We start from the raw sequence: 23,487 nt of genomic DNA, 5'->3' as shown, positions 1-23,487 counted from the left end.
GTTCACTTCAATTCTTTGAGCGAAATTCAAGATCGAACTGAAGAGTTTGATCCTGGCTCAGATTGAACGCTGGCGGCATGCCTTACACATGCAAGTCGAACGGTAACGCGGGGCAACCTGGCGACGAGTGGCGAACGGGTGAGTAATGCATCGGAACGTGCCCAGTAGTGGGGGATAGCCCGGCGAAAGCCGGATTAATACCGCATACGACCTGAGGGTGAAAGCGGGGGATCGCAAGACCTCGCGCTATTGGAGCGGCCGATGTCAGATTAGGTAGTTGGTGGGGTAAAGGCCTACCAAGCCTACGATCTGTAGCTGGTCTGAGAGGACGACCAGCCACACTGGGACTGAGACACGGCCCAGACTCCTACGGGAGGCAGCAGTGGGGAATTTTGGACAATGGGCGCAAGCCTGATCCAGCCATGCCGCGTGCGGGAAGAAGGCCTTCGGGTTGTAAACCGCTTTTGTCAGGGAAGAAATCCTTTGGGCTAATACCCCGGGGGGATGACGGTACCTGAAGAATAAGCACCGGCTAACTACGTGCCAGCAGCCGCGGTAATACGTAGGGTGCAAGCGTTAATCGGAATTACTGGGCGTAAAGCGTGCGCAGGCGGTTTTGTAAGACAGAGGTGAAATCCCCGGGCTCAACCTGGGAACTGCCTTTGTGACTGCAAGGCTTGAGTGCGGCAGAGGGGGATGGAATTCCGCGTGTAGCAGTGAAATGCGTAGATATGCGGAGGAACACCGATGGCGAAGGCAATCCCCTGGGCCTGCACTGACGCTCATGCACGAAAGCGTGGGGAGCAAACAGGATTAGATACCCTGGTAGTCCACGCCCTAAACGATGTCAACTGGTTGTTGGGAAGGTTCCTTCTCAGTAACGTAGCTAACGCGTGAAGTTGACCGCCTGGGGAGTACGGCCGCAAGGTTGAAACTCAAAGGAATTGACGGGGACCCGCACAAGCGGTGGATGATGTGGTTTAATTCGATGCAACGCGAAAAACCTTACCTACCCTTGACATGCCTGGAATCCTGCAGAGATGTGGGAGTGCTCGAAAGAGAACCAGGACACAGGTGCTGCATGGCCGTCGTCAGCTCGTGTCGTGAGATGTTGGGTTAAGTCCCGCAACGAGCGCAACCCTTGTCATTAGTTGCTACGAAAGGGCACTCTAATGAGACTGCCGGTGACAAACCGGAGGAAGGTGGGGATGACGTCAGGTCCTCATGGCCCTTATGGGTAGGGCTACACACGTCATACAATGGCCGGTACAGAGGGCTGCCAACCCGCGAGGGGGAGCCAATCCCAGAAAACCGGTCGTAGTCCGGATCGCAGTCTGCAACTCGACTGCGTGAAGTCGGAATCGCTAGTAATCGCGGATCAGCTTGCCGCGGTGAATACGTTCCCGGGTCTTGTACACACCGCCCGTCACACCATGGGAGCGGGTTCTGCCAGAAGTAGTTAGCCTAACCGCAAGGAGGGCGATTACCACGGCAGGGTTCGTGACTGGGGTGAAGTCGTAACAAGGTAGCCGTATCGGAAGGTGCGGCTGGATCACCTCCTTTCTGGAAATACCGAAGCGCGACTTTGATGTTGTTCGCAAGAGCAGTGCAAAGCGTAGCCAAGGTCAAAACAGAAGCACTCAAATTCTTGCACCCACACTTATCGGCTGTGAACACAACAGTGAGTGAGAGAGCGTGAGCCTGGTGAGCGTCAAGATGGCCTTGGTTGTTGTCTAGCAAGCCGGCTGACGTGGAAAGACACCGGGCTCGCGTTCGTTAGAGATGCGTGGGTCTGTAGCTCAGTCGGTTAGAGCACCGTCTTGATAAGGCGGGGGTCGTTGGTTCGAATCCAACCAGACCCACCACACGGTTGTCACATCGTGGGGGATTAGCTCAGCTGGGAGAGCACCTGCTTTGCAAGCAGGGGGTCGTCGGTTCGATCCCGTCATCCTCCACCAACCTTCACTCACACGCTTCGCAAGCAAACCCAAACATCTGGTCCAGGTGCTTGGGTTTGCTGACGAAAGTTGGCTGTTGTTCTTTAACAATTCATAGAGTCGAATCTAGTTGTCGACGGAAAGCATCTCGGGGGTAAAGGCCTGAAGTGCACCGTGCCGTCGACGACATATGATTGCGTCACCAGACTTCAACTTGCACAGCAAGATTGAAGAACGGCATAACGCGAATACTCACAATATCGATCGCTCTAGCGTGGGCGATGGATACCAGTCCTTGACCGACGTTCTAAAGCATTGGACGTCAAAGTTATAGGGTCAAGTGACTAAGTGCATGTGGTGGATGCCTTGGCGATTACAGGCGACGAAGGACGTGATAGCCTGCGATAAGCTTCGGGGAGCTGGCAAATTAGCTTTGATCCGGAGATTTCCGAATGGGGAAACCCACCCTTTTAGGGTATCGCATGATGAATACATAGTCATGCGAGGCGAACCGGGTGAACTGAAACATCTCAGTAGCTCGAGGAAAAGACATCAACCGAGATTCCGAAAGTAGTGGCGAGCGAAATCGGAACAGCCTGCACGTTTTAGCAGTTGGTTTATCAGAACGGTCTGGAAAGTCCGGCCATAGCGGGTGATAGCCCCGTATGAAAAAAGCCGATTGTGGAACTAGGCGTGCGACAAGTAGGGCGGGACACGTGAAATCCTGTCTGAAGATGGGGGGACCATCCTCCAAGGCTAAATACTCGTAATCGACCGATAGTGAACTAGTACCGTGAGGGAAAGGCGAAAAGAACCCCGGGAGGGGAGTGAAATAGATCCTGAAACCGCATGCATACAAAAAGTCGGAGCCCGCAAGGGTGACGGCGTACCTTTTGTATAATGGGTCAGCGACTTACATTCAGTGGCAAGCTTAACCGAATAGGGTAGGCGAAGGGAAACCGAGTCCGAATAGGGCGTCTTAGTCGCTGGGTGTAGACCCGAAACCAGGTGATCTATCCATGGCCAGGATGAAGGTGCGGTAACACGCACTGGAGGTCCGAACCGACTAGTGTTGCAAAACTAGCGGATGAGCTGTGGATAGGGGTGAAAGGCTAAACAAACCTGGAGATAGCTGGTTCTCTCCGAAAACTATTTAGGTAGTGCCTCAAGTATTACCATCGGGGGTAGAGCACTGTTATGGCTAGGGGGTCATGGCGACTTACCAAACCATTGCAAACTCCGAATACCGATGAGTACAGCTTGGGAGACAGAGCACCGGGTGCTAACGTCCGGACTCAAGAGGGAAACAACCCAGACCGCCAGCTAAGGTCCCCAAAATTGGCTAAGTGGGAAACGAAGTGGGAAGGCTAAAACAGTCAGGATGTTGGCTTAGAAGCAGCCACCATTTAAAGAAAGCGTAATAGCTCACTGATCGAGTCGTCCTGCGCGGAAGATGTAACGGGGCTAAGCCAGTTACCGAAGCTGCGGATTTGCTAGCAATAGCAAGTGGTAGGAGAGCGTTCTGTACGCCTGTGAAGGTGGATCGTGAGGTCTGCTGGAGGTATCAGAAGTGCGAATGCTGACATGAGTAGCGTTAAAGGGGGTGAAAAGCCCCCTCGCCGTAAGCGCAAGGTTTCCTACGCAACGTTCATCGGCGTAGGGTGAGTCGGCCCCTAAGGCGAGGCAGAGATGCGTAGCTGATGGGAAACAGGTCAATATTCCTGTACCGATCTATAGTGCGATGTGGGGACGGAGAAGGTTAGCTCAGCCGGGTGTTGGATGTCCCGGTTCAAGCATGTAGGCGTGCCCTCTAGGCAAATCCGGAGGGCTTAGCTGAGGTGTGATAACGAGGAGGCTTGCCTCCGAAGTGAGTGATACCCTGCTTCCAGGAAAAGCCACTAAGCTTCAGCTATAGACGACCGTACCGCAAACCGACACTGGTGCGCGTGATGAGTATTCTCAGGCGCTTGAGAGAACTCTGGAGAAGGAACTCGGCAAATTGACACCGTAACTTCGGAAGAAGGTGTACCCCTAGTAGGTGAAGTTGTACAAACGGAGCCCAATGGGGTCGCAGAGAATCGGTGGCTGCGACTGTTTATTAAAAACACAGCACTCTGCAAAGACGAAAGTCGACGTATAGGGTGTGACGCCTGCCCGGTGCTGGAAGATTAAATGATGGGGTGCAAGCTCTTGATTGAAGTCCCAGTAAACGGCGGCCGTAACTATAACGGTCCTAAGGTAGCGAAATTCCTTGTCGGGTAAGTTCCGACCTGCACGAATGGCGTAACGATGGCCACACTGTCTCCTCCAGAGACTCAGCGAAGTTGAAATGTTTGTGATGATGCAATCTCCCCGCGGAAAGACGGAAAGACCCCATGAACCTTTACTGTAGCTTTACATTGGACTTTGAACAGATCTGTGTAGGATAGGTGGGAGGCTTTGAAGTGGTGCCGCTAGGTGCCATGGAGCCAACGTTGAAATACCACCCTGGTGTGTTTGAGGTTCTAACCTTGTCCCGTTATCCGGGATGGGGACAGTGTATGGTGGGCAGTTTGACTGGGGCGGTCTCCTCCCAAAGTGTAACGGAGGAGTTCGAAGGTACGCTAGCCACGGTCGGAAATCGTGGTGATAGTGCATTGGCATAAGCGTGCTTGACTGCGAGACTGACAAGTCGAGCAGGTACGAAAGTAGGACAAAGTGATCCGGTGGTTCTGTATGGAAGGGCCATCGCTCAACGGATAAAAGGTACTCTGGGGATAACAGGCTGATACCGCCCAAGAGTTCATATCGACGGCGGTGTTTGGCACCTCGATGTCGGCTCATCTCATCCTGGGGCTGTAGCCGGTCCCAAGGGTATGGCTGTTCGCCATTTAAAGAGGTACGTGAGCTGGGTTTAAAACGTCGTGAGACAGTTTGGTCCCTATCTTCCGTGGGCGCTGCAAGATTGAGAGAGCCTGCTCCTAGTACGAGAGGACCGGAGTGGACGCACCTCTGGTGTATCGGTTGTCACGCCAGTGGCATCGCCGAGTAGCTAAGTGCGGAAGAGATAACCGCTGAAAGCATCTAAGCGGGAAACTCGTCTCAAGATGAGTCTTGCCGGGGCCTTGAGCCCCCTGAAGAGTCGTTCGAGACCAGGACGTTGATAGGCTGGGTGTGGAAGCGCAGTAATGCGTTAAGCTAACCAGTACTAATTGCTCGTGAGGCTTGACCCTATAACTTTGATGTAGAATCTACGTCAGAGCAGACTGGGTGAGAATTTATAGTTATGCCGAAAATCTCGGTGTACGCAATCATCTGATTCGACTCTATTGAATTGGCTTGGCAGTCCACTCGACTGCCAGGCAACAAGTTAAGCCTGATGACCATAGCGAGGTGGTCCCACTCCTTCCCATCCCGAACAGGACAGTGAAACGCCTCTGCGCCGATGATAGTGCGGATTCCCGTGTGAAAGTAGGACATCGTCAGGCTAATATCAAAAGCCCGAATGCTTGATAGCGTTCGGGCTTTTTTCTTTTTGGGCTGCGAGACGGGAGCTGACCGGATCAGGGGCGCGGATTCAAGCAGCACCCTTGCGGTCCTCGAGAATATTGCAGGTTTCTTGTACCGCCTGATTGGGGCGACCAGGTAGGCTGGCGAGTTGGAGCGGGATCACGACAGTTGCCTTCGCCATGGCGCTGAGCTCTTCCAATGCGCCGCGAACTGATTTCGCGGATGCGTTTGCTGCCTGAAGCCAACGACCTCGGTGCAGTTGTTCGACCCTGGTTCCATTTTCAAACTGGTCGTAAGCCGAAGCCAATATGAGCTGTGGCGCCCGGGCGACAAAGGCCTGCGCGATGCTGCCGATGCCACCATGGTGAATAAAGGCGGACGCGGCAGGCAGGATCAGCCTCAGCGGGGCGTTGGCGGTCCACAGAGTGTTGGCCTCCGGAGTGGCGCCTTGAGGACCAAATCGTGATAGCACCAACGCGCGCAGATCCAGCTCGCGACAGGCCGCCAGGATGGGCCCGGTGACTGACTCAGCTCGTCGATCCGCTGACCCAGGGTAGACCACGGCAAAGCGGGTCGGTTTGTCGAGGAACGAGACCACGTCCTCGCCGAGTCCGAGAGTCTGGGTTGGTTCGAAGACTGGAAAACCCGTCTGGCGTACGCCTCGCCTCGCCCACTCGAGCGGCACCGAGGCGAACCAGGGCGGAAACAGCGCCACTCCCCCATCCGGTGAATGCAGAGCTTCGCCGAAAAGCGAGCCACTGAACGGGGGCAGCGCCAAACGATGGGTCCACTGGCGCATGGCGGGCTGCGCCATCGGCTCGAGCTTCCATCGATCCAGGGCTTTCCACAGTCCACTTCGCACGCCGCGCGGCACGAAGCTGGGGACCCGCCAAGACCCCATGAACATCGGATCGGAAGTGCTGCGCAGTCCCATGGGGGCCGTGTAGCCCGAAAGAAGTCGAACGCGACCGGGCCAGAGCTCTCGCGCCAGGCGTGCCCCGGCCGCAAGGGGAGAGGCGAGCACTGTCAATGACCCGCTCGCAGAAAGCAGGTCGATCGCGTGAAGGGTAGGACCTATGGCTGGCACGGCGAGATGGCGCCAAAGCACGCCGAACCCGTGCAGCGGATGCCAGAGCAAAGGGTGCCGCAGAGTGCGCTCATGCTCGTCCTGCGTTGCGACCGGGAAGAAATCGACCCCCTCCGCCCGTACCTCCGATTCGTATGGCGCCTGGGTCAGGAGGTGCACTTCATGTCCGCGTTCCACCAGTGCGCGGGCGATCGCAAGGAACGGGTGGAGGTCGCCTGCGCTGCCCAGCGTGACGATGGCGAACTTCATCGCTTCGGTCCACCGAAACACTGAAAGTCTCGGAACCCGGTGACGCTGCTTAGATTGGCAAACCGGTCGGCCAGGCGGATCGGCCCTGCCGTCACGCTGAAATAGTCGTAGGCCGCCGGCACCTCAGTGGCCATGAGGTACTGGAAGTGGCAGCGGTACTTGTCGCGCCGTATCGAGCGATAGCGAGCCGACGAGAAACTCTGTGCAAATCGAGGGGACAGACGCTTGGGCCCGCCCGGCGGGAGTGATCCCGAGCCTTGCAGTCCGTCGAGGCACACTTCGGTCGGATCCATCAAGGCGAAACAGCACCCGTCCGGCGGTGCCGTGAAGTCAAGCCAGGTCAGCCGCTGCTCTTGCCGCAGCCGCGCCAATTCACCTCTAAAGCGCATCGCCTCCGGCTGATAGCTCAGCACCGGAATGCAGTGGCCAAGGGTAAGCAGTGCCACACAGGCGTTCTGCTCGAGTAGCCGGGGCTCCCGTGCCAAGGCACGCGCCATCACGCTGACCGCCAGCATGGCGCCGGAGCTGTGCCCGACCACCAGGACTTCATCGACCTCCGGCAAGCGCGCCAGTTCGATGAGGCGGGACGCGAAATCGTCCAGGCGCTGCTCCAGAGCGGGCAGGTGACCTCGGGCCTGCTCGAGGATGACGCTCGCGCTCCTCATCAGCCAAGCCATCTGCACCTTGGCCTGCGCGCGGCGCGCCAGCGCCCACAGCAGCGTGACCAACGTCGCGGCCCCACCGACTGCCAGAGCAGGATGCGAGGCGCGCCAAACCCAGCCGGCCAGCCCGCCGATGCCCAGCAGGCCGACCGTCACGGCCAGGATCACGGCCGCTGGGGCGGCAAGCGCCACGAAGGCTGGCCAGCTGGTCTGCAAGATGCGCCACAGCGAACCATTGGCCAGCATGCGGGCTGTAGCCGCCAATGTCAGCGCCAGCAAGCGCCCCTGGCCGCGCGGCCAATGCTGCCGCACGATGTCATCCCAACGAAGGAATTCGTAGCGTGTCTCCACGGCCATTGCGCCATCGGGCGAATGCCAGTGCACGTCCCAGGCAGCATTCGAGCCAGACCGTTGCCTCGCACCGACGTCGATTCGCACCCCGTTCACGCTCGCTTGAACGGCGGCCTGCTCCACATAGAGCGAGTGATAGTGCCCGGGCCCCTGGGGATCGAAGCCGCTCACGTACAGCACGTGGCGTCTGCGGACCGGCTGCGTGGGCGCAGGGGACGTCGCTGCGTCGCTTGCCGGCATCAGAAGATCGTCTGCTTGTGCAGGCCCTTGGCCAGCATCAGGTCCACGATCGGCTGCTCGCGCTTGTTCGCGCGGCGGCAATGGCCAGGCTGGAACCGGTCGGTGAGCCAGATCACGCCCCGCGCCCAACGGCGATCGCGCGCCCGCCACGCGTGAGACGACACCGACTCCCAGGCGTACCCGTTGAACAGCGAGGCGTTCACGAAGTGATCCAGCGCCCGCACGCCGGCGCGGCCGCGCGACGTCGGCCCGCCGAGGCCGATCAGCACCAGCAACAGGTAGCCGGCGATCGCCATCGGCACGATGGCCGTCATCACCAGGAATCCCGCCATCCGCTCCTTCATCGCCGCTCACCGCCGCGCCGCTGGTGCACTCGAAGCCGGATGCCGTTGCCCGCGCGAATCGTCAGGCGTCCGACCGGCTCCGGGACGTGTCCGGCCACTGGCTCGAAGCGGAACTCGCGCGCCAGCGTCGCCAGGATCAAGCTGGCCTCCTGCTGAGCGAACGCTGCGCCTATGCACACACGGGGGCCCATGCCGAACGGCAGGTAGGCCCGGCGCAGCGACTCACGAACCGGCAAGGCATCGTCACCCGGTGCCCCCTTGGCCGCATCGTCATACCGGTCCGGGTCGAACTCGTCCGGACGAGCCCAGAGCGCGCGATGCCGCTGTATCAGCCAAGGAGAAATCACGACCGAAGCACCGCGGGAAACCCGCTTGTCGCGCATGGTGCAGTCCTGCGCTGACTGGCGCGCCAGAAAGCCCACGGGTGGGAACAGGCGAAGCGCCTCCCGGAAGACGTTGCGGGCCAGAACGAGATCCTTCATCGCGCCGGGATCGTCACTGGCCGGGTCGAACACCTGCGCGGCTTCGTCATGCAGGCGCTGCTGAACGTCCGGCGCGTGGGCCAACAGGTGCAACGCCCAGGACAGCGCGCTGGCCGAGGTCTCGTGACCCGCCAGGAACAGCATGGCGACCTGGTCGACCAGCTCGTCGAATTCGAAACCCGCTCCACTGTGCTCGTCGCGCACCCGAAGCAGCGTGGCCAGGATGTCACCTTCCTCGGTGGCGTTGCCCGCACGAGCAGCATCGAAACGCGGCCGAATCAGCGTCGCCAGCAACGAACGGATCTCCGCGGCCGCTCGGCGGCTGCGGCCGATCTGCCACCAGGGCTGCAACCACCGCAGGCCGAAGAAGGCCGGCATCATCAGGCGCGGCGCCAGCGACTGGTAGCGTGCAAAGGCCTCGAAGATCTGGCGCGCGGCCGCGCTGTCCAGAGGCTGGGAAAGAATGGTGCGCAGGATGATGTCGGCCGCGACGTGGGTCATCTCTATCTCCACGTCGTGCTCGGCCCCTTCGGGCACCTGGCGCAACCTGGCGGCCATGGCCTCCGAGGCCTCGCGCATGCGGCCGAAGACGTGCCGGATGCGGGCCGCCTCGAAGGACGGATCCATCAGCGCGCGCTGCCGCCGCCAGACCTCGCCGTTGGTGGTGAAGATGCTGTCGCCCAGCAGCGGCCGCAGGGCATCGCCCAGCATCTCGTGCTTCGGAAAGGCTGCCGCCTCCTCGACCATCACCCGGCGCACGAGCGAAGGTTCATTGACCATGTAGAGGTCGACGCCCGGCAGGTGCACTTCGCCCATCTTCATGTGATAGCTGCGGGCGTAAAGCGCATCCAGCCATGAGCGACGCTTGCTGAAGAACATGCGCCATGCCGAGGGGCGTTCGGCTTGTGGCGGAGGATAGTGAGGGCAGAAGCGTTCGGTCATGGCATGCCGGGGGTCGCGCTCGGGTGACGTTCCCTGAGGGTTTGCGCGCCCGCGGTGAAGGCCAGCAGATCGTAGCTGCCCGCGCGGTCGGGAGGCTTCAGGTACTGCATGTGCATGGCGAGCCGGTTGCGTCGCAGCGACCGGTATCGCTGTGCATCGAGGATCTGGGGAAACCGGGGCGACAAGCGCAGCAGGCGCGCCGCGCCCGGGCGGGGCCAGGGGGGGATTTCCGCACAGCCGGCCCAATCCGCAGGAGCTGTGTAGTCGACCCAGGTCAATCGCCTGTCGGCGACCAGGGAGTCGAGTTCCTCACGCAGGTCTTCGGCGGTTTCGAACAAGTAGACCAGCGGGATGCAGTGCCCCAGAGTCAGCAGGCCGAATTCCGGCGTGAGCCCGAGAGTCGAAGGCAGGCGAGCCAGGGCACGCGACAAGGCGCTGGCCGCCAGAGTCGCGCCCGCGCTGTGTCCGACCACCAGCAGTTCGCGAGCCGGCGCGTCGGCCGCCGCAGATTCGCGGATCAGGGCTGCCATGGCGTCGATGCGCTGTTGCAGGCCGTCGAGCTGGCTGGCGGCCTGCGCGTGCGAAAAACCGTACAGCCGCATGAGCCAGTCGGCGCCGAGCCAATGAGACACCCGGCGCCAGCTCCAGTGCGCCCCTGCGACGACGATCGCCACCGCGACCACCGGTGCGAGAGGGGCCCAGGTAGAGGGCAGGACGCCGATCACTCCGGCCCCCAGGGCCAGCGCCAACAGCATCCACGCCACGAGCAGCGCTAGCGGAAAGGTGACGAACATCCAGTTCCGGCGAGAACCCTGCCAGGTCCGCCGAAAGAACCCCTGCCGCCAGCCGTCGACGTAGAACAGCCAGTGGTCGCGCCACACCGTGCGCATCCCCCGAGCCCAATGCCTGCGCACGATGTCGTCCCAGCGCAGCACGGTGTAGCGGGTCATCAGTGGCGGCGAGCCATCCGGGCCTGGCCAGGAGACGTCCCATTCATCTGCCCAATTGTTCAAGGCGCGACGCGGACCCACCTCGGGCGGCGGGCCACCATGCCCTTCAGCCCCGGGCGCGCGGTGACGCGCCAGGCCCCGGTACAGCTGGTGATAGTAGCGAGGACTCTTGGGATCGAAGCCTGCGATGAAGAACACGCGCCGGTACAGCTGCATGCGGGGATTGTGTCCGCTCGCTCGAATGCTCAGGCCGTGGGCAGGCGAACCCACTCGGCCTCGGCCCGCAGCAGGCCGTCGTCCACCAGTTTCTCGACCAGCTCAAGCGCCCAGCGCGCCGGCTCAGGCGCGACGCGGGCCGCTCGCGAGGCGGCCAGCCCGAAGATGGGTGTGTCGACCAGCCAGCGCTCGAGTTCTTCCCGCACCCGCACCTGGTGCTCCATCATGTGGAACATGGCCAGCGCGCGCGCTGCATGCTGTACGTGGCGCAGCGGATCCTTTTCGAAGGCATCGAGCCGGCGGCGGCTGCTGGCCAGGGCGGCCGCCACGTCGCCGAAGACCGCGCCATGGCCTGGGATCACGAGCCGCGGCGAGAGCGATTCGATCAGCGCGAGGGTGCGCCGCGTGGCGCCGAAACCGTCCTCGCCGAAGAGCTCCGGGAAGATGATCGCCAGCCTGTCCTCCCACAGGGCGTCGCCCGAGATCAGGGTGCGCGTCTGCGGCTCGAAAAGCAGCACGGCATCCGGATCGTGGCCCGGGGCCCCATGGACCTGCCATTCGGTGGGGCCCAGCAGCAGCGACGAGCCTGGTGCCATCCCGCCGTCGACCCTGAACCGGTCGCATCGCTGGCCGGTCAGGCGATAGGTCAGGCGCTCCTCGTCCCAGGCGCCGGCCGGCTCGAGCGACGGCGTGGGCACCAGCGTGACCGCGCCGGGATACCGCTCCTGCAGCGCCCGATTGCCACCGCAGTGATCCGAGTGCAAGTGCGTGTTGACGATGCGCCCGAGTGGCTTGCCGGCCAGGGCGTGGCCGACGAGATCCAGCGTCATCCCTTCATGTCGCGCGTAACCCGTGTCCACGACCGTCGGCGGGGCCTGAGCACCCCCATCGGCGAACACCACCTGGTTCGCAGACAGCCAGTCGCGCTGCAGGACCTGCGCGCCCAGGGTGGCCAGGACCCCGGCCCACTCGCTCGTCATGAAGCCGGCGCGCGCAACTCGCGCCGCAGCACCTTGCCCACGTTCGACTTGGGCAGCTCGTCGCGGAACTCGATCACCTTCGGGCGCTTGTAGGCGGTGAAGTTGTCCCGACACCAGGCGGCGACGTCTTCCTCCATCAGGCCAAGATCCTTCTTCACCACGAAGAGCTTGACCGCCTCGCCCGAGCGCGCGTCGGGGATCCCGATCGCGGCGCACTCGAGCACGCCGGGATGGAGGTTGACCACCTGCTCGATCTCGGTCGGGTAGACGTTGAAGCCGGAGACCAGGATCATGTCCTTCTTGCGGTCGACGATGCGCACCAGGCCGCGCTCGTCCATCACCCCGATGTCTCCGCTGCGGAAGAAGCCGTCGGCGTACATCGCCAGCGCCGTCTCGTCGGGCCGCTTCCAGTACCCCGCCATGACCTGCGGACCACGGATGCAGATCTCGCCAGGCGTGCCAAAGGGCAGGTCGCGACCTTCCTCGTCCCGGATCGCGATCTCCGTCGAGGGCACGGGCATGCCGATGGTGCCGCTGAACTCGGTGCTGTCGAGCCGGTTGCTCGTGGCGACGGGTGAAGTCTCGGACAGCCCGTAGCCTTCGACGATGGGGCAGCCGGTCACCTTCAGCCACTTCTCGGCCGTGGCCTTCTGCACCGCCATGCCGCCGCCGTTGCTGACCACGAGTTCGGTGAAATCGAGCTGGGCGAAGGCGGGCTCGTTGACGAGTGCGTTGAACAGCGTGTTGACCGCGGGAAACATGTTCACCCGATGCTGGGCTAGCGTCGCGATCAGCCCCGGGATGTCGCGCGGATTCGGGATGAGCAGGTTCGTCATGCCCATGCGCGCGCCAAACATGTAGCACACCGTCAGCGCGAAGATGTGGTAGAGCGGCAGGGCACAGACGATGGTCAACGGCCTGTCGCCCAGCCTGGCCAGCACCGGGCTGAACCAGGCCTCCGATTGCAGGATGTTGGCCACCACATTGCGGTGCAGCAGCGTGGCGCCCTTGGATACGCCGGTGGTCCCGCCGGTGTACTGCAGGAAGGCCACGTCCTCGGGCCCGACGCTCACCGGCTTGAGCGAAAGCCGCGTGCCCTCGGCCACGGCCATGTTGAAGCGGGTGACACCGCGGCCTTCGCCCAGCGGCAGGCGATATTCCGGCACGAGCTTCTTGAGGTGACGCACCGCGAAGTTGACGAGCTGCCCCTTCCAGAAGCCGAGCAGATCACCCATGCTGGCCAGCACCACGTGCCGGACGTCGGTGCCCTCGATGACCTCCTCCAGTGTGTGCGCGAAGTTCTCGAGCACGATGATGGCGCGTGCTCCACTGTCCTTGAGCTGATGGGCGAGTTCGCGGGCGGTGTACAGCGGGTTCACGTTGACCACGACGCAGCCGGCACGCAGCACGGCACCTATGGCCACCATGTACTGCGGCAGGTTGGGCATCATCAAGGCGACGCGATCGCCCTTGGCCAGCCCCTGTGCCTGCAGCCAGGCGGCCAGGGCGTGCGAAAACTCGTCGACCTCGCGGAAGCGCAGGCGACGCCCCATGCAGATCGCGGCGTCGCGCTGGCCGTGACGACGCCAGGCCTCTTCCAGCAGGGCCACCAGCGACGGGTACCTCGCCGCGTCCACCTGGGCCGGCACGCCGGCTGGGTAGTGCGAAAGCCAGGGCCGCGGTGGCGCGGGCGCCGTGATGCTGGCCAAGGCAGGGGAAGTGGGTTCGGCGGCCGAACGCGGCAGGACGGTGTCGTTCACGATGAATGCGCAAGAAGAAGGTGCAGGACGGCGCGGGGAGCCCGCAACCGGATGCTGGCGGCTGCCGCGCGTTGCCGGCTACGGGAGTTGTCCTAGCGGCTCGGACAAGATGGCCGGGCCGGCGCCGGCTCCCGTGTCGAACAAGGCGTTCATCAGCAGGACCTCGCGGGTCTCGATGCGGCGCATGAAATCGGCGGCTCCGGCCGGGTGACGGTTCAGGCCCGCAAAGGTGTCGAAGCCCCGCTCGAGAAAAGCCTGCAGCGAACCCAGCCCTGCGGCGCGGGCCGGCCCGCGCATGAGCCGCAGGCTGCCGCCGAGCCAGCGGTTGCGCGTGTAGTGCTCGAGCTGTCGTCCGAGGGCGACGACCAGCTCGATCTGTCGCTGCCGATCGGCGCGACGCCCGGTCGCCTGCCAGGCACGGAGGTACGACGGCGCGTCGATGGCCGGCCCGGGCAACGATCGGGCCATCTGGCTGTCGAGCGACTCCGACAGGGCATGCAAGGCCGCCAGGGAGTCCACCGTCGCCACCACCTCGGCCGGGAACAGGCGGACCAGCGCGGGCACGATGCGCGCGAACTGGGCATCCCGTTCGGCAAAGTCCTGCGGGCCGTACAGGTCATCGAGGAAGAACCGGGCGGCAGCCGCATGGCGCGGGTCCGCCAGCAGATCCGCATGGGTGCGAGCGAAGCGGGCGTGCTGATAAGCCTTCAACGCCGCTACACGGGTGGCCCAGTCGGGTTCGGCCGCGCGCGCGGCGCGCTCGGCCTCGACCTGCCGCAGGTGGGCCAGGATGCTTGCGCCGGAGCCGGTGCTTGAAGGGTGTGGGTCGTCCGCCATGTCGCGAAGCAGCCTAACGCAGCCGAGCGGGCGCCGCCTTGACATGGAGTGGGAGGTCTAGCCGGACGTGGGTGCGCCGGGATCATTCAATGCAACACTGGCTCGATGAGACTGGCCCGATTGCAACAGGCGCTGGTGCTGGGGTGGCTCGCCGCTCTGGTCGCCGCCTGCGTGCTGCCCTGGCGCGCCGGGCATCCGCTGATCGCCCTCGTGGCGGCGGGCGCCGTGCTCGGCGCGCATGCCGCCTGGCTCGGCGTCAGCTTCGCCCTGATGCGCTGGCACAACCGCAGCGATCCTGCTCCACCTGCCAGCTGGGGCGACTGGCTCTCGGCCTGGTGGGGCGAGGTGCGGGCGGCGCCGCTCGTCTTCGGCTGGCGCCAACCGTTTCGGTCCCGGGCCGAGCCAGACTTCGTCCCTGCCGACGGGCGGGGGCGGACGGGGGTGGTGCTCGTCCATGGCTTTGTCTGCAACCGCGGCCTCTGGACTCCGTGGCTCAGGCAACTGCGCAGGGCTGGCGTGCCGTTCGTCGCGGTGGACCTCGAGCCGGTCTTCGGTTCCATCGATGACTACGTGCCCATCATCGAAGCGGCGGTGGTGCGCCTGGAGCAGGCCACCGGCGAACGGCCGCTGCTGGTGGGGCACAGCATGGGCGGGCTGGCGATCCGTGCGTGGCTGGCGGCGAAGCAGTCTGATGGCCGGGTGCGTGGCGTCGTCACGATCGGGACGCCCCACCGCGGGACCTGGCTGGCGAACTTCGCCCATCTCGGCATCAACGCGAGGCAGATGAAGCCCGGCGGGGACTGGCTGCGGGCGCTCGAGGCGGCGGAGCCGCCGTCGCGCTCACGTCTTTTCCACTGCATCTACGGCCATGGGGACAACATCGTGTTCCCCGCATCGAACGCCCTGCTGCCCGGCGCCAGCGGCCAGCATGTGCCGGGCACCGCGCACATAGAGCTCGTGCACCGCGGGGAGGTGATGGCGGCGCTGTGGCGGGCCCTCGGGATCCCGGCGCCGCCCTGAGCCTTCAGTGGTCCAGTCCGTGCACCAGGGTTTCGGTGGGCCCCGGACCGAGATTCAGCAGCTGCGCGATGTCGTGCAGGTCGTCGGGCAGCGCCGGGTTGTCCCAGCCGCGCGTGGTGTGCCGTGCCAGGCGGATGGCCAGCATGACGTTGCGGACCTGGCTGGCGCCGGCCTTGGTGTCGTCGGTGATCTGCACCAGCAGCTCGGGCAGCCGCCACGCCACCATCAGCGCATGCTGGATGTCGGACAGCGGCACGCCCAGCAGCGCTCGCTGGGCGGCTGCACTGCGCAGCGTGGGATCGGCCTTCTGGCGATAGGCGATGTCCAGGGCGAGGTGAGGCGCGTGCAGCCACAGCAGCATCTCGGCGAAGTCGTGCAACAGGGCCGCCTCGTGGATCACGGGCGCATCGTGGTCGCCGCGATGAACGGCAAAGGCCAGCGCGAAGCGGGCCGCTCGGTGCGCCCGGTGGATCACCTCGTGGAGTCCCTGCAGGGCCTCGGGCTGACCTTGCAGATGGGCTTCGATGGTCGGTTGCGGTCCGAAATCACGAAAGAAGGGCGTGATGCCGATCAGCACCAGCGCCTCGCGCGCGGTCTCCACGTCGGTCAGGCGCCGGCTGCGTGGCAGCGCGGCCGTATAGGCCAGCAGCTTCAGCGTCATCAGCGGGTCGACCGAGATCAGCTCGGCCAGCATGCGGGCGTCGACGGCGTCCTCGTTGAGGCGCAGGTCTTCGAGTGCCTCGGCCGTGTGGCGTTGCACGGGAATCTCCGCCAGCTGGAAATAGCGCACCCATCCGGCCACGTCCATCGGCGTGCGGCGAGAGGGGAACAGGGGGGCATCTGGTGCGTTCATGGCCGAAGGCCGGGCGCTTGTGGCAGCCCGGCCTTCGGTTTATCGGCCAGCGATCGCCCGAGTTGAGGGGGCGATGATCGGCCGGATCAAAGCCGGCTGACGTCGAGGCGGCCGACGTACTGGCCGTTGACGAACAGCGCGCCTTCGGGCGCACCGGCCTCGGCGCAGAACTCGACCTCGGGCAGGGGGCCGGGCGCTGCCGGGCGGCGCGCGGGAACGGCCAGCTGACGTGCCATCCAGGCGAGCCAGGCGCCGGCGCGTCGCAGTTGCCGCGCGGCGAGCCTGCGAGCCGGATGAGCCGCGCTGACCGGTTGCCAGGAGGCGGCGCCTTGCGCGGGCTGGGGAAGATAGAACGGGCGATACATGGCGGATCTCCGGATCGGGCACGGCGCCGTCTTCGGCGGCGCGTGCCGGGTGGTCTTTTCACGGGCCGTGTTGTTCGGCCCCGGCGTGGTTCAGGTCGCGGCGCAGGGCTTGGCGGGCTTGCTGGCGCTGCGCCTTGCGGGAGGCCCCGTGGCGGCCGGCGCGACGCAGTCGCGACGGACCGACCAGCGGATTGCGTGGCTTGGCGGTGGCGATGACGAACTTCATGAAGGCTCCTGCGACTGAGTCGGGGTTTCGGAGTGACCAATGCAAACGGCCCGGGAGGAGAACCGCCCGGGCCGTGGTGCTGATGAAGCCGCCAAAGGCGGCAGGGTCAGCGCGGGCGTCGGTGGCGGTTCACCGGGGTCTGGGCGACGGCCTCGCCGGCAACCGGGATGGCGGCCAGGCAGGCAAACGTCTTGCGGGACGAGTTCAGCAGCATCGGTGATCCGGGTTGGGTGGGCGGGCCGGCTGCTAGCAACCGGAGCGAAGGCTCATTCCCTGAGCTGGGCGCAATGATAAACGAGTGATTATCTTGCGCAAGCACTTTTTATCAGGAAGGCATCCCCACAACTGGGGATGCCGGGCCCTCGCACGGCCGGCCGGTGCGGAATCAGCGCTTCTTCTTCAGGGGGGCGACCCTGCTCTGGGTCTGCAGCCACAGGGCATGCGCATCATCGACGGCCGCGGCGGGCCGGACGGGCGCGCCCGAAGGCGCCGGCGGTTTCACCGGAGGCGACGCCCTGGGCGCGGTGGCCGGCGTCGAGGGAGCCAGGACGGCCGGCGGCATCAGCACTTCGCCCAGCAGGTCCAGCAGGCGCGTCCGCGCTCGCTGGGGGTGGCGCCGGTAGTAGGTCAGCACCAGGCCGACGATGAAGCGCTCGTCGTCGTCCTGCGGCAGCGGTGCGTCGGCATCCGCCTCAGGCGCCGAGGCGCCCAGCGCGGCGCGCCCGCCACCCTGGGGCTGGTCCATCCAGCCGTAGGGCTTCTGGCAGCACTGTTCGAACTGGCGCGCCAGCCGCTCGCCGATCTGGCGCGATCGGCCCTTGATCTGGCTCCAATAGCTCGGCTGGATCTGCAGGCGCTCTGCGAATCGCCTTTCAAGGCCGCGCAAGGTGGCGGCATCCGGGTGCTTGACGGTGGCTCGGACGAACTCGTCGAACAACAGCAGGGCGTTGTCGAGGCGAATCGCCGCCACGTCGCGGGGAAACTCCATGGCCCGGATGATAAAGCCGCGTTGCCTTGCGGGCGCGGCTTGCGGTCATCCGGGGCCGGCGGGCGTCATTCCTCGGTCGGTGCCACCTTGTGCTGGCTGATCAATTGCTGCTGCACATTGGGCGGCACCGCCTCGTAGTGCGACAGGCTCAGGGTGTAGCGGCCCTGGCCGCTGGTCAGGGCGTTGAGGCGGCTCTGGTAGTTCATCAGTTCGGCCAGCGGCGCCTGCGCGCGCACCAGCATCAGGCCCGCCATCTGCGCGTCGGTGCCGGCCACCTGCGCGCGGCGGGACGACAGGTCGCCGGTGATGTCGCCGGTCGAGCTTTCCGGCGCGGTGATCTCCACGTTGACGATGGGCTCCAGCACGATGGGCCGCGCCTCCAGGATGCCGGCCACCGTGGCCTTGCGGCCGGCGGTGACGAAGGCGATCTCCTTGCTGTCCACGCTGTGGCTCTTGCCGTCGTAGACGGTGACCTTGATGTCCACCACCGAGTAGCCGGCGATCACGCCTGCGGCCAGCGCCTCGCGCACGCCTTTCTCGACCGCCGGGATGAAGGTGTTGGGGATCGTGCCGCCCTTGACCTCGTCGGCAAACTGGAAGCCGCTGCCGCGCGGAAGGGGCTCGACGCGCAGGAACACCTCGCCGAACTGGCCGGCCCCGCCGGTCTGCTTCTTGTGGCGGTGGTGGCCCTCGGCCTTGCCGGTGATGGTCTCGCGGTAGGCCACTCGGGGCGGCCGCGTGTTGACCTCGAACTTGTAGACGTCGCGCAGGCGGTCCAGCAGGATGCGCAGGTGCAGGTCGCCCAGGCCGTTGACGATGGTTTCGTTGGTGGCGGCCACGTGCTCCACCTTCAGGCACGGGTCCTCGTCGACGAGCTTCTGCAGGATTTCCCACATGCGTTGCTCGTCGCCGTGCCGCTTGGGCTCGATGGCGAGGCCGTGCACCGGTACCGGAAAGTCCAGCGGCGCGAGGTGGATGTGGTCGTCCTCGGCCGCGTCGTGCAGCACCGCGTCGAAGTGCAGGGCATCGACCTTCGCCACCGCGCAGATGTCGCCAGGCACCGCCTTCTGCACCTCGACGTGGTCCTTGCCCTGCAGCATGAACAGGTGGCCCACCTTGAACGGCTTGCGGCCATCGCCGACGTACAGCAGGCTGTTCGGCGTGATGGTGCCCTGGTGCACGCGGAAGACACCCATCTTGCCGACGTAGGGGTCGACGGTGACCCTGAAGACCTGGGCGAGCACGTGCAGGTCCGGATCCGGCGTGGCGTGCATGGGCTGGGCTTCGGCGCCTTCTCCGCGAAGGAAGTCGGGCGGATTGCCTTCAGCGGGATTGGGCAGCAGCCGCACGATCACGTCGAGCAGTTCCCGGATGCCGGCGCCGGTGCGGGCCGAGACGAAGCACACTGGGATCAGGTGGCCCTGGCGCAGGGCTTCTTCCAGGGGCGCGTGGAGTTCCTTCGCATCCACGTCGCCGTCGTTCAGGTAGCGCTCGACGAAATCCGCATCGACCTCGACCACCTGTTCCACCAGCGCGCGGTGCGCCGCCTCGACCGACGAGATGTCGGCCGATCCCTCGCGGTTGTAGAAGCAGTCGATGACGGTGTTGCCGCCGCCGGCGGGCAGGTTCAGCGGCAGGCATTCCTTGCCGAACGTCGCCTGGATCTGCGCCAGCAGGCCGGCCAGGTCCACTCCGGGCGCATCGATCTTGTTGACGATGATCATGCGGTCGAGGTGGCGATCGGCCGCGTGTCGCATCATGCGCACCGCCATCGGTTCGATGCCGGTCGTGGCGCTGATGACGATGGCCGCCGTCTCGACGGCTTCCAGCGAGGGCAGGGACTGCCCAATGAAATCGGGGGCGCCCGGCGTGTCGATGAAGTGGATCCGGGTATCGGCGTGCTTCAGGTGCATCACCGAGGAGTTCAGCGAGTGCTGAAGGCGGCGCTCGAGCGGGTCGTGGTCGCTGACGGTGGTGCCTCGTTCCAGGGTTCCTGGGGCGCCGATCATGCCCGCCTTGACGAGCATGGCTTCGGACAGCGAGGTCTTTCCTGCGGCGGCCGGCCCGACGAGCGCTAGGGTTCGGATGCCGGCAATCTCCGTCGCACCGGCGGCCGAGGCCCCGGCCGCCGGAACATCTGGGCTTGACATGTTGGCTCTCCTCTCGATGAACGAGGCGTGAGAGCCAGCCTACGCCTGCCCGCCAGAGGGCGCAAGCGACCGAACACCGAGAAGGCCGGCCGGCGGCGGCGGGCCGGGCGCTCAGGCCGTCGCGGTCCTGAACACGGCGATCGACTGCAGCAGCCCCCCGGCCTGTTGCGTCAGGCTCTCGGCGGCCGCCGAGCTCTGCTCGACCAGGGCAGCGTTCTGTTGCGTGCCGCGGTCGATGGAGCCTATGGCGTCGTTGACCTGCTCTATGCCCCGGCTCTGCTCCCGCGTGGAGGCGTCGATCTCGGCCATCAGGCCATTCATGCGCTGTACCTGGGTGACGATGTCCTGCATCGCATCGCCCGCCTCGCCGACCAACTGGCTGCCGGCCTCGACCTTGTCGACGCTGGTGCCTATGAGTCCCTTGATCTCGCGCGCGGCCTGCGCGCTGCGCTGCGCGAGCGAACGCACTTCACCCGCGACCACCGCAAAGCCGCGGCCCTGCTCGCCCGCCCGCGCGGCTTCCACGGCAGCGTTCAACGCGAGGATGTTGGTCTGGAAGGCGATGCCGTCGATCACGCCGATGATGTCGCCGATCTGCCGGCTGGAGGCGCTGATTTCACCCATCGTGGCGACGACCCGCCGCACCACCTCGCCGCCACGCCCGGCCGCCTCGGCGGCGGACTGGGCGAGTTCGCTGGCCTGGCGGGAGTTCTCGGCGTTGTGCTGCACGGTGCTGGTCATCTGCGCCATGGAGGCGACCGTCTGTTGCAGCGCGGCGGCCTGCTCCTCGGTGCGATTCGACAGGTCCTGGTTCCCTGTGGCTATCTGCGAAGACGCCGTGGCGATCTGGTCGGCCGAGCGCCGCACCTGGCCCACCATGCCGGAAAGGCTGTCGTTCATGCGCTTGAGCGAGGACAGCAGGAGCCCCGTCTCGTCCGTGCGATCGACGGCGATCTGGGTGCTCAAGTCACCCGATGCGACGGCTTCGGCCACGCGCACCGCACGGTTCAGCGGCACTGTCACGGCGTTCGAAAGCACCCATCCCAGGCCCACGGCGGCGGCCACCGCGGCCACGCAGGCCAGGACGAGGAGGAGTCGATCCTCCGAATAGGCCGCCTCGGCCGTCGCGGCTCGTGCCTTGGCAGCGGCCTGATCGCTCTCGATCAGGGTCTCGGAGGTCTTGAGGAGTTCAGCCAGCAGCGGGCGGCATTCGGCGTTCATCTTGGCAATCGCCTCGTCGCGCTTGCCCTCGAGCGCCATGCCCACGATGGCCAGCGCGACCGGGCCGTATCGCCCTTCGATGTGCTCGATCTGCGTGACCAGGCCGCGCTCCTCGGCGGTGGCGTCGGTGGCGCCTTCGATCGACTGCTTCAGCCGGGAGATGTGGGTTTGCACTTCCTGGTGAGCCCGTTCGACAGCGGCCTTCTCCGACTCCCGGTCGGCCGGCTGGGTGACCAGCACCAGGTTGCGCGCGGAGATGGCGCGTTGCGCGGCGGCGCTGCGAATGTCGGTGGCGATGGATTCGCGCAGCCCGACGCCCGACAGGTAGTCGGCGAAGCGGTCATTGGAGCGGCCGAGCGACCGCAGCGACAGTCCAGAGACGAGCACGACAACGCCCGCCAGTACGGCGAAGGCAAGCATCAGCTTGGCCTTCACGCGGAAACGATTGAAAAACATGTCTTGATCTCCCTTGGACGCGGCATTCGGCCCACTGAACGAGCGTACAGCTCGTCCCCGAGGGGCGCCGGGAGATATGCGGGGCATTCATCACGCACTTCGTGCGCCGGCCTCCGCTATTGGAACGCCACCTCCGCAAACCCCCGCAGCTTGCGGCTGTGCAGTTGGCCGACGCTGGATTCGCGCAGCAGTTCCAGGGCCCGCACGCCTATGCGCAGGTGCTGGTCGACCCGCTCCCGGTAGAAGTGGTTGGCCATCCCGGGCAGCTTGATCTCACCGTGCAGGGGCTTGTCGCTCACGCACAGCAAGGTCCCGTAGGGCACGCGGAAGCGGAAGCCGTTGGCCGCGATCGTGGCCGATTCCATGTCGAGCGCGATCGCCCGGCTCTGGCTGAAGCGGCGCTCGGGGCCCGGATGCGGCAGGAGCTCCCAATTGCGGTTGTCGGTGGAAGCGACGGTGCCAGTACGCATGATCTTCTTCAGCTCGTAGCCCGACAGCTGCGTCACCTCGGCCACGGCGTGCTCCAGCGCCAGCTGGACCTCGGCCAGCGGCGGGATAGGCACCCACAGGGGCAGCTCCTCATCGAGCACGTGGTCCTCGCGCACATAGCCGTGCGCCAGCACGTAGTCGCCCAGCTGCTGGGTGTTGCGAAGGCCGGCGCAGTGGCCGAGCATGATCCAGGCATGCGGCCTGAGCACTGCCACGTGGTCCGTGATGTTCTTGGCGTTGGCGGGCCCGACGCCGATGTTGATCATGGTGATGCCGCCATGGCCTCGCCGCATCAGGTGGTAGGCCGGCATCTGCGGCAGCCGGGCCGGGGCGGTACCGCTGGCCTGGCCCCCCGTCCCCACACGGGGCGTGACCACGTTGCCGGGCTCCACGAAGGCCACGTAGTCGCTGGCCGGGTCGTTCATCCACTGGTGGCCCAGCCGGATGAACTCGTCGATGTAGAACTGGTAGTTGGTGAACAGGACGAAGTTCTGGAAATGCTCCGGCGCGGTGCCGGTGTAGTGCCGCATCCTGTGCAGCGAGTAGTCCACCCGGGGCGCGGTGAACAGCGCCAGCGGATGCGGCTCGCGCGGTGCCGGCTCGTGGGTGCCATTGGCGATGCCGTCGTCCATGGCGGCCAGGTCCGGCAGGTCGAACAGGTCGCGCAGGCGCACGCGCCGCGCGGGCGTGAGCGTGCCTTCGAGGTGATCGGCCTCGGCCAGCGAAAAATGCACCGGGATGGGCTGCGTGCCCAGGCCGATGTCCAGCGCCACGCCGTGGTTGCGCAGCAGCAGTTTGAACTGCTCGCGGTAGTACTCCGAGAACAGGTCGGGGCGAGTGAGGGTGGTCTCGTAGGCGCCCGGCCCGGCCACGAAGCCGAAGCTCAGCCGGGTGTCGGCCCGGGCGACCGTGTCGGTCTGCACCCGCACGCTGGGGTACCAGGCACGCACCCTGCTGGTGGGCTCCTGGCCTGACACGAAGTCCTGCAGGTGTTGCCGCAGATGCTGGACCTGGCTCTGGTACAGCGCAACCACCTGGGCCAGGGCGGCGTCGGCATCGTCGAAGGTCTGTCGTGGCGTGAAAGGGGCTTCGGTCATGGTCCATTCTCGCGCCTCGGACAGCTCGTCGGCGGTGCCGAATCCGCGGGTAAATTCGCGTAAACGCGGGGAGGGCCGGTCGCCCCGGAGGACCCT

At 65.0% G+C, this 23,487-nt stretch carries 16 protein-coding genes, 2 tRNA genes and 3 rRNA genes; 6 read left to right on the top strand and 15 right to left on the bottom strand.

Annotation, left to right across the window (positions count from 1 at the left end):
* The first annotated feature begins 34 nt into the window (after positions 1 to 34).
* The 5 genes from ACS5PM_RS07135 to rrf all read left to right on the top strand — a co-directional run bounded on the left by ACS5PM_RS07135 (position 35) and on the right by rrf (position 5,404).
* Positions 35 to 1,563: ribosomal RNA gene (locus ACS5PM_RS07135) — 16S ribosomal RNA — on the top strand.
* A gap of 225 nt (positions 1,564 to 1,788) precedes the next feature.
* Positions 1,789 to 1,865: transfer RNA gene (locus ACS5PM_RS07130), tRNA-Ile, on the top strand.
* Between the two features lie 17 nt (positions 1,866 to 1,882).
* Positions 1,883 to 1,958, top strand: a tRNA-Ala gene (locus tag ACS5PM_RS07125).
* A gap of 313 nt (positions 1,959 to 2,271) precedes the next feature.
* Positions 2,272 to 5,149 (top strand): 23S ribosomal RNA (locus tag ACS5PM_RS07120).
* 142 nt (positions 5,150 to 5,291) lie between these two features.
* A 5S ribosomal RNA gene (gene rrf / locus ACS5PM_RS07115) occupies positions 5,292 to 5,404 on the top strand.
* The 16S, 23S and 5S rRNA genes sit together here with 2 tRNA genes alongside, the layout of an rRNA operon.
* An 89-nt stretch (positions 5,405 to 5,493) precedes the next feature.
* Here the strand turns inward: rrf and ACS5PM_RS07110 are convergent.
* The 8 genes from ACS5PM_RS07110 to ACS5PM_RS07075 form a co-directional block, all read right to left on the bottom strand.
* On the bottom strand, positions 5,494 to 6,762 hold the full coding sequence (locus tag ACS5PM_RS07110; RefSeq protein WP_439386903.1) for a glycosyltransferase: 1,269 nt from the start codon (positions 6,760 to 6,762) through the stop codon (positions 5,494 to 5,496).
* The gene (locus ACS5PM_RS07105; protein ID WP_439386902.1) at positions 6,759 to 7,955 is read right to left on the bottom strand and encodes a hypothetical protein; all 1,197 of its coding nucleotides are present in this window, start codon (positions 7,953 to 7,955) and stop codon (positions 6,759 to 6,761) included. Before ACS5PM_RS07105 ends, ACS5PM_RS07110 begins: the two co-directional genes overlap by 4 nt.
* Before the next feature lie 59 nt (positions 7,956 to 8,014).
* Positions 8,015 to 8,347, bottom strand: a complete 333-nt coding sequence (locus ACS5PM_RS07100; RefSeq protein ID WP_439386901.1) for a hypothetical protein — start codon at positions 8,345 to 8,347, stop codon at positions 8,015 to 8,017.
* 8 nt (positions 8,348 to 8,355) lie between these two features.
* Entirely contained in the window at positions 8,356 to 9,720 is a 1,365-nt protein-coding gene (locus tag ACS5PM_RS07095; RefSeq protein WP_439386900.1) for a cytochrome P450, read from the bottom strand.
* Between the two features lie 59 nt (positions 9,721 to 9,779).
* Positions 9,780 to 10,733 (bottom strand): hypothetical protein, encoded by a 954-nt coding sequence (locus tag ACS5PM_RS07090; RefSeq protein ID WP_439386899.1) that lies wholly within the window; start codon positions 10,731 to 10,733, stop codon positions 9,780 to 9,782.
* 245 nt (positions 10,734 to 10,978) lie between these two features.
* Entirely contained in the window at positions 10,979 to 11,929 is a 951-nt protein-coding gene (locus tag ACS5PM_RS07085) for an MBL fold metallo-hydrolase (RefSeq protein WP_439386898.1), read from the bottom strand.
* The gene (locus ACS5PM_RS07080) at positions 11,926 to 13,629 is read right to left on the bottom strand and encodes a long-chain-fatty-acid--CoA ligase (RefSeq protein WP_439387288.1); all 1,704 of its coding nucleotides are present in this window, start codon (positions 13,627 to 13,629) and stop codon (positions 11,926 to 11,928) included. Before ACS5PM_RS07080 ends, ACS5PM_RS07085 begins: the two co-directional genes overlap by 4 nt.
* Before the next feature lie 138 nt (positions 13,630 to 13,767).
* Positions 13,768 to 14,526, bottom strand: a complete 759-nt coding sequence (locus ACS5PM_RS07075) for a DUF8198 family protein (RefSeq protein WP_439386897.1) — start codon at positions 14,524 to 14,526, stop codon at positions 13,768 to 13,770.
* Between the two features lie 105 nt (positions 14,527 to 14,631).
* On the opposite strand from ACS5PM_RS07075, the gene ACS5PM_RS07070 reads away from it, so the two are divergent.
* Positions 14,632 to 15,546 carry an esterase/lipase family protein gene (locus ACS5PM_RS07070; RefSeq protein ID WP_439386896.1) on the top strand — a complete coding sequence of 305 codons (915 nt, stop codon included), beginning with the start codon at positions 14,632 to 14,634 and terminating at the stop codon, positions 15,544 to 15,546.
* Between the two features lie 4 nt (positions 15,547 to 15,550).
* Here ACS5PM_RS07070 and ACS5PM_RS07065 read toward each other — a convergent pair whose 3' ends face one another.
* The 7 genes from ACS5PM_RS07065 to ACS5PM_RS07035 all read right to left on the bottom strand — a co-directional run bounded on the left by ACS5PM_RS07065 (position 15,551) and on the right by ACS5PM_RS07035 (position 23,391).
* Positions 15,551 to 16,399, bottom strand: coding sequence for an HDOD domain-containing protein (locus ACS5PM_RS07065; RefSeq protein WP_439386895.1), 849 nt, complete (start codon positions 16,397 to 16,399; stop codon positions 15,551 to 15,553).
* Between the two features lie 86 nt (positions 16,400 to 16,485).
* Positions 16,486 to 16,764 carry a hypothetical protein gene (locus ACS5PM_RS07060; RefSeq protein WP_439386894.1) on the bottom strand — a complete coding sequence of 93 codons (279 nt, stop codon included), beginning with the start codon at positions 16,762 to 16,764 and terminating at the stop codon, positions 16,486 to 16,488.
* A 58-nt stretch (positions 16,765 to 16,822) separates the two neighbouring features.
* Positions 16,823 to 16,990: a hypothetical protein gene (locus tag ACS5PM_RS07055; protein ID WP_439386893.1), complete on the bottom strand. Its 168-nt coding sequence runs from the start codon at positions 16,988 to 16,990 to the stop codon at positions 16,823 to 16,825.
* 385 nt (positions 16,991 to 17,375) lie between these two features.
* Complete coding sequence (locus tag ACS5PM_RS07050; protein ID WP_439386892.1) at positions 17,376 to 17,978, bottom strand: hypothetical protein; 603 nt, start codon at positions 17,976 to 17,978, stop codon at positions 17,376 to 17,378.
* 65 nt (positions 17,979 to 18,043) lie between these two features.
* Positions 18,044 to 20,128, bottom strand: a complete 2,085-nt coding sequence (gene fusA, locus ACS5PM_RS07045) for an elongation factor G (protein ID WP_439386891.1) — start codon at positions 20,126 to 20,128, stop codon at positions 18,044 to 18,046.
* Between the two features lie 111 nt (positions 20,129 to 20,239).
* The gene (locus ACS5PM_RS07040) at positions 20,240 to 21,805 is read right to left on the bottom strand and encodes a methyl-accepting chemotaxis protein (protein ID WP_439386890.1); all 1,566 of its coding nucleotides are present in this window, start codon (positions 21,803 to 21,805) and stop codon (positions 20,240 to 20,242) included.
* Positions 21,806 to 21,921: 116 nt separating this feature from the next.
* Positions 21,922 to 23,391: an AMP nucleosidase gene (locus tag ACS5PM_RS07035; protein ID WP_439386889.1), complete on the bottom strand. Its 1,470-nt coding sequence runs from the start codon at positions 23,389 to 23,391 to the stop codon at positions 21,922 to 21,924.
* Positions 23,392 to 23,487 lie beyond the last annotated feature (96 nt).

The organism is Ideonella flava (assembly GCF_051857595.1).
Taxonomy (GTDB): domain Bacteria; phylum Pseudomonadota; class Gammaproteobacteria; order Burkholderiales; family Burkholderiaceae_C; genus Ideonella.
The sequence above is the reverse complement of the archived record's forward strand: the minus strand, read 5'-3'. Positions and strand labels throughout refer to the sequence as shown.

Bases quoted from the DNA above. Each gene is read 5' to 3' on its own strand.
- ACS5PM_RS07110 (WP_439386903.1), bottom strand. From the start codon at position 6,762: ATGAAGTTCGCCATCGTCACGCTGGGCAGCGCAGGCGACCTCCACCCG.
- ACS5PM_RS07065 (WP_439386895.1), bottom strand. From the start codon at position 16,399: ATGAACGCACCAGATGCCCCCCTGTTCCCCTCTCGCCGCACGCCGATG.
- ACS5PM_RS07060 (WP_439386894.1), bottom strand. From the start codon at position 16,764: ATGTATCGCCCGTTCTATCTTCCCCAGCCCGCGCAAGGCGCCGCCTCC.
- ACS5PM_RS07040 (WP_439386890.1), bottom strand. From the start codon at position 21,805: ATGTTTTTCAATCGTTTCCGCGTGAAGGCCAAGCTGATGCTTGCCTTC.
- fusA (WP_439386891.1), bottom strand. From the start codon at position 20,128: ATGTCAAGCCCAGATGTTCCGGCGGCCGGGGCCTCGGCCGCCGGTGCG.
- ACS5PM_RS07100 (WP_439386901.1), bottom strand. From the start codon at position 8,347: ATGGCGGGATTCCTGGTGATGACGGCCATCGTGCCGATGGCGATCGCC.
- ACS5PM_RS07050 (WP_439386892.1), bottom strand. From the start codon at position 17,978: ATGGAGTTTCCCCGCGACGTGGCGGCGATTCGCCTCGACAACGCCCTG.
- ACS5PM_RS07035 (WP_439386889.1), bottom strand. From the start codon at position 23,391: ATGACCGAAGCCCCTTTCACGCCACGACAGACCTTCGACGATGCCGAC.
- ACS5PM_RS07055 (WP_439386893.1), bottom strand. From the start codon at position 16,990: ATGAAGTTCGTCATCGCCACCGCCAAGCCACGCAATCCGCTGGTCGGT.
- ACS5PM_RS07070 (WP_439386896.1), top strand. From the start codon at position 14,632: ATGAGACTGGCCCGATTGCAACAGGCGCTGGTGCTGGGGTGGCTCGCC.
- ACS5PM_RS07090 (WP_439386899.1), bottom strand. From the start codon at position 10,733: ATGACCCGCTACACCGTGCTGCGCTGGGACGACATCGTGCGCAGGCAT.
- ACS5PM_RS07075 (WP_439386897.1), bottom strand. From the start codon at position 14,526: ATGGCGGACGACCCACACCCTTCAAGCACCGGCTCCGGCGCAAGCATC.
- ACS5PM_RS07095 (WP_439386900.1), bottom strand. From the start codon at position 9,720: ATGTTCTTCAGCAAGCGTCGCTCATGGCTGGATGCGCTTTACGCCCGC.
- ACS5PM_RS07085 (WP_439386898.1), bottom strand. From the start codon at position 11,929: ATGACGAGCGAGTGGGCCGGGGTCCTGGCCACCCTGGGCGCGCAGGTC.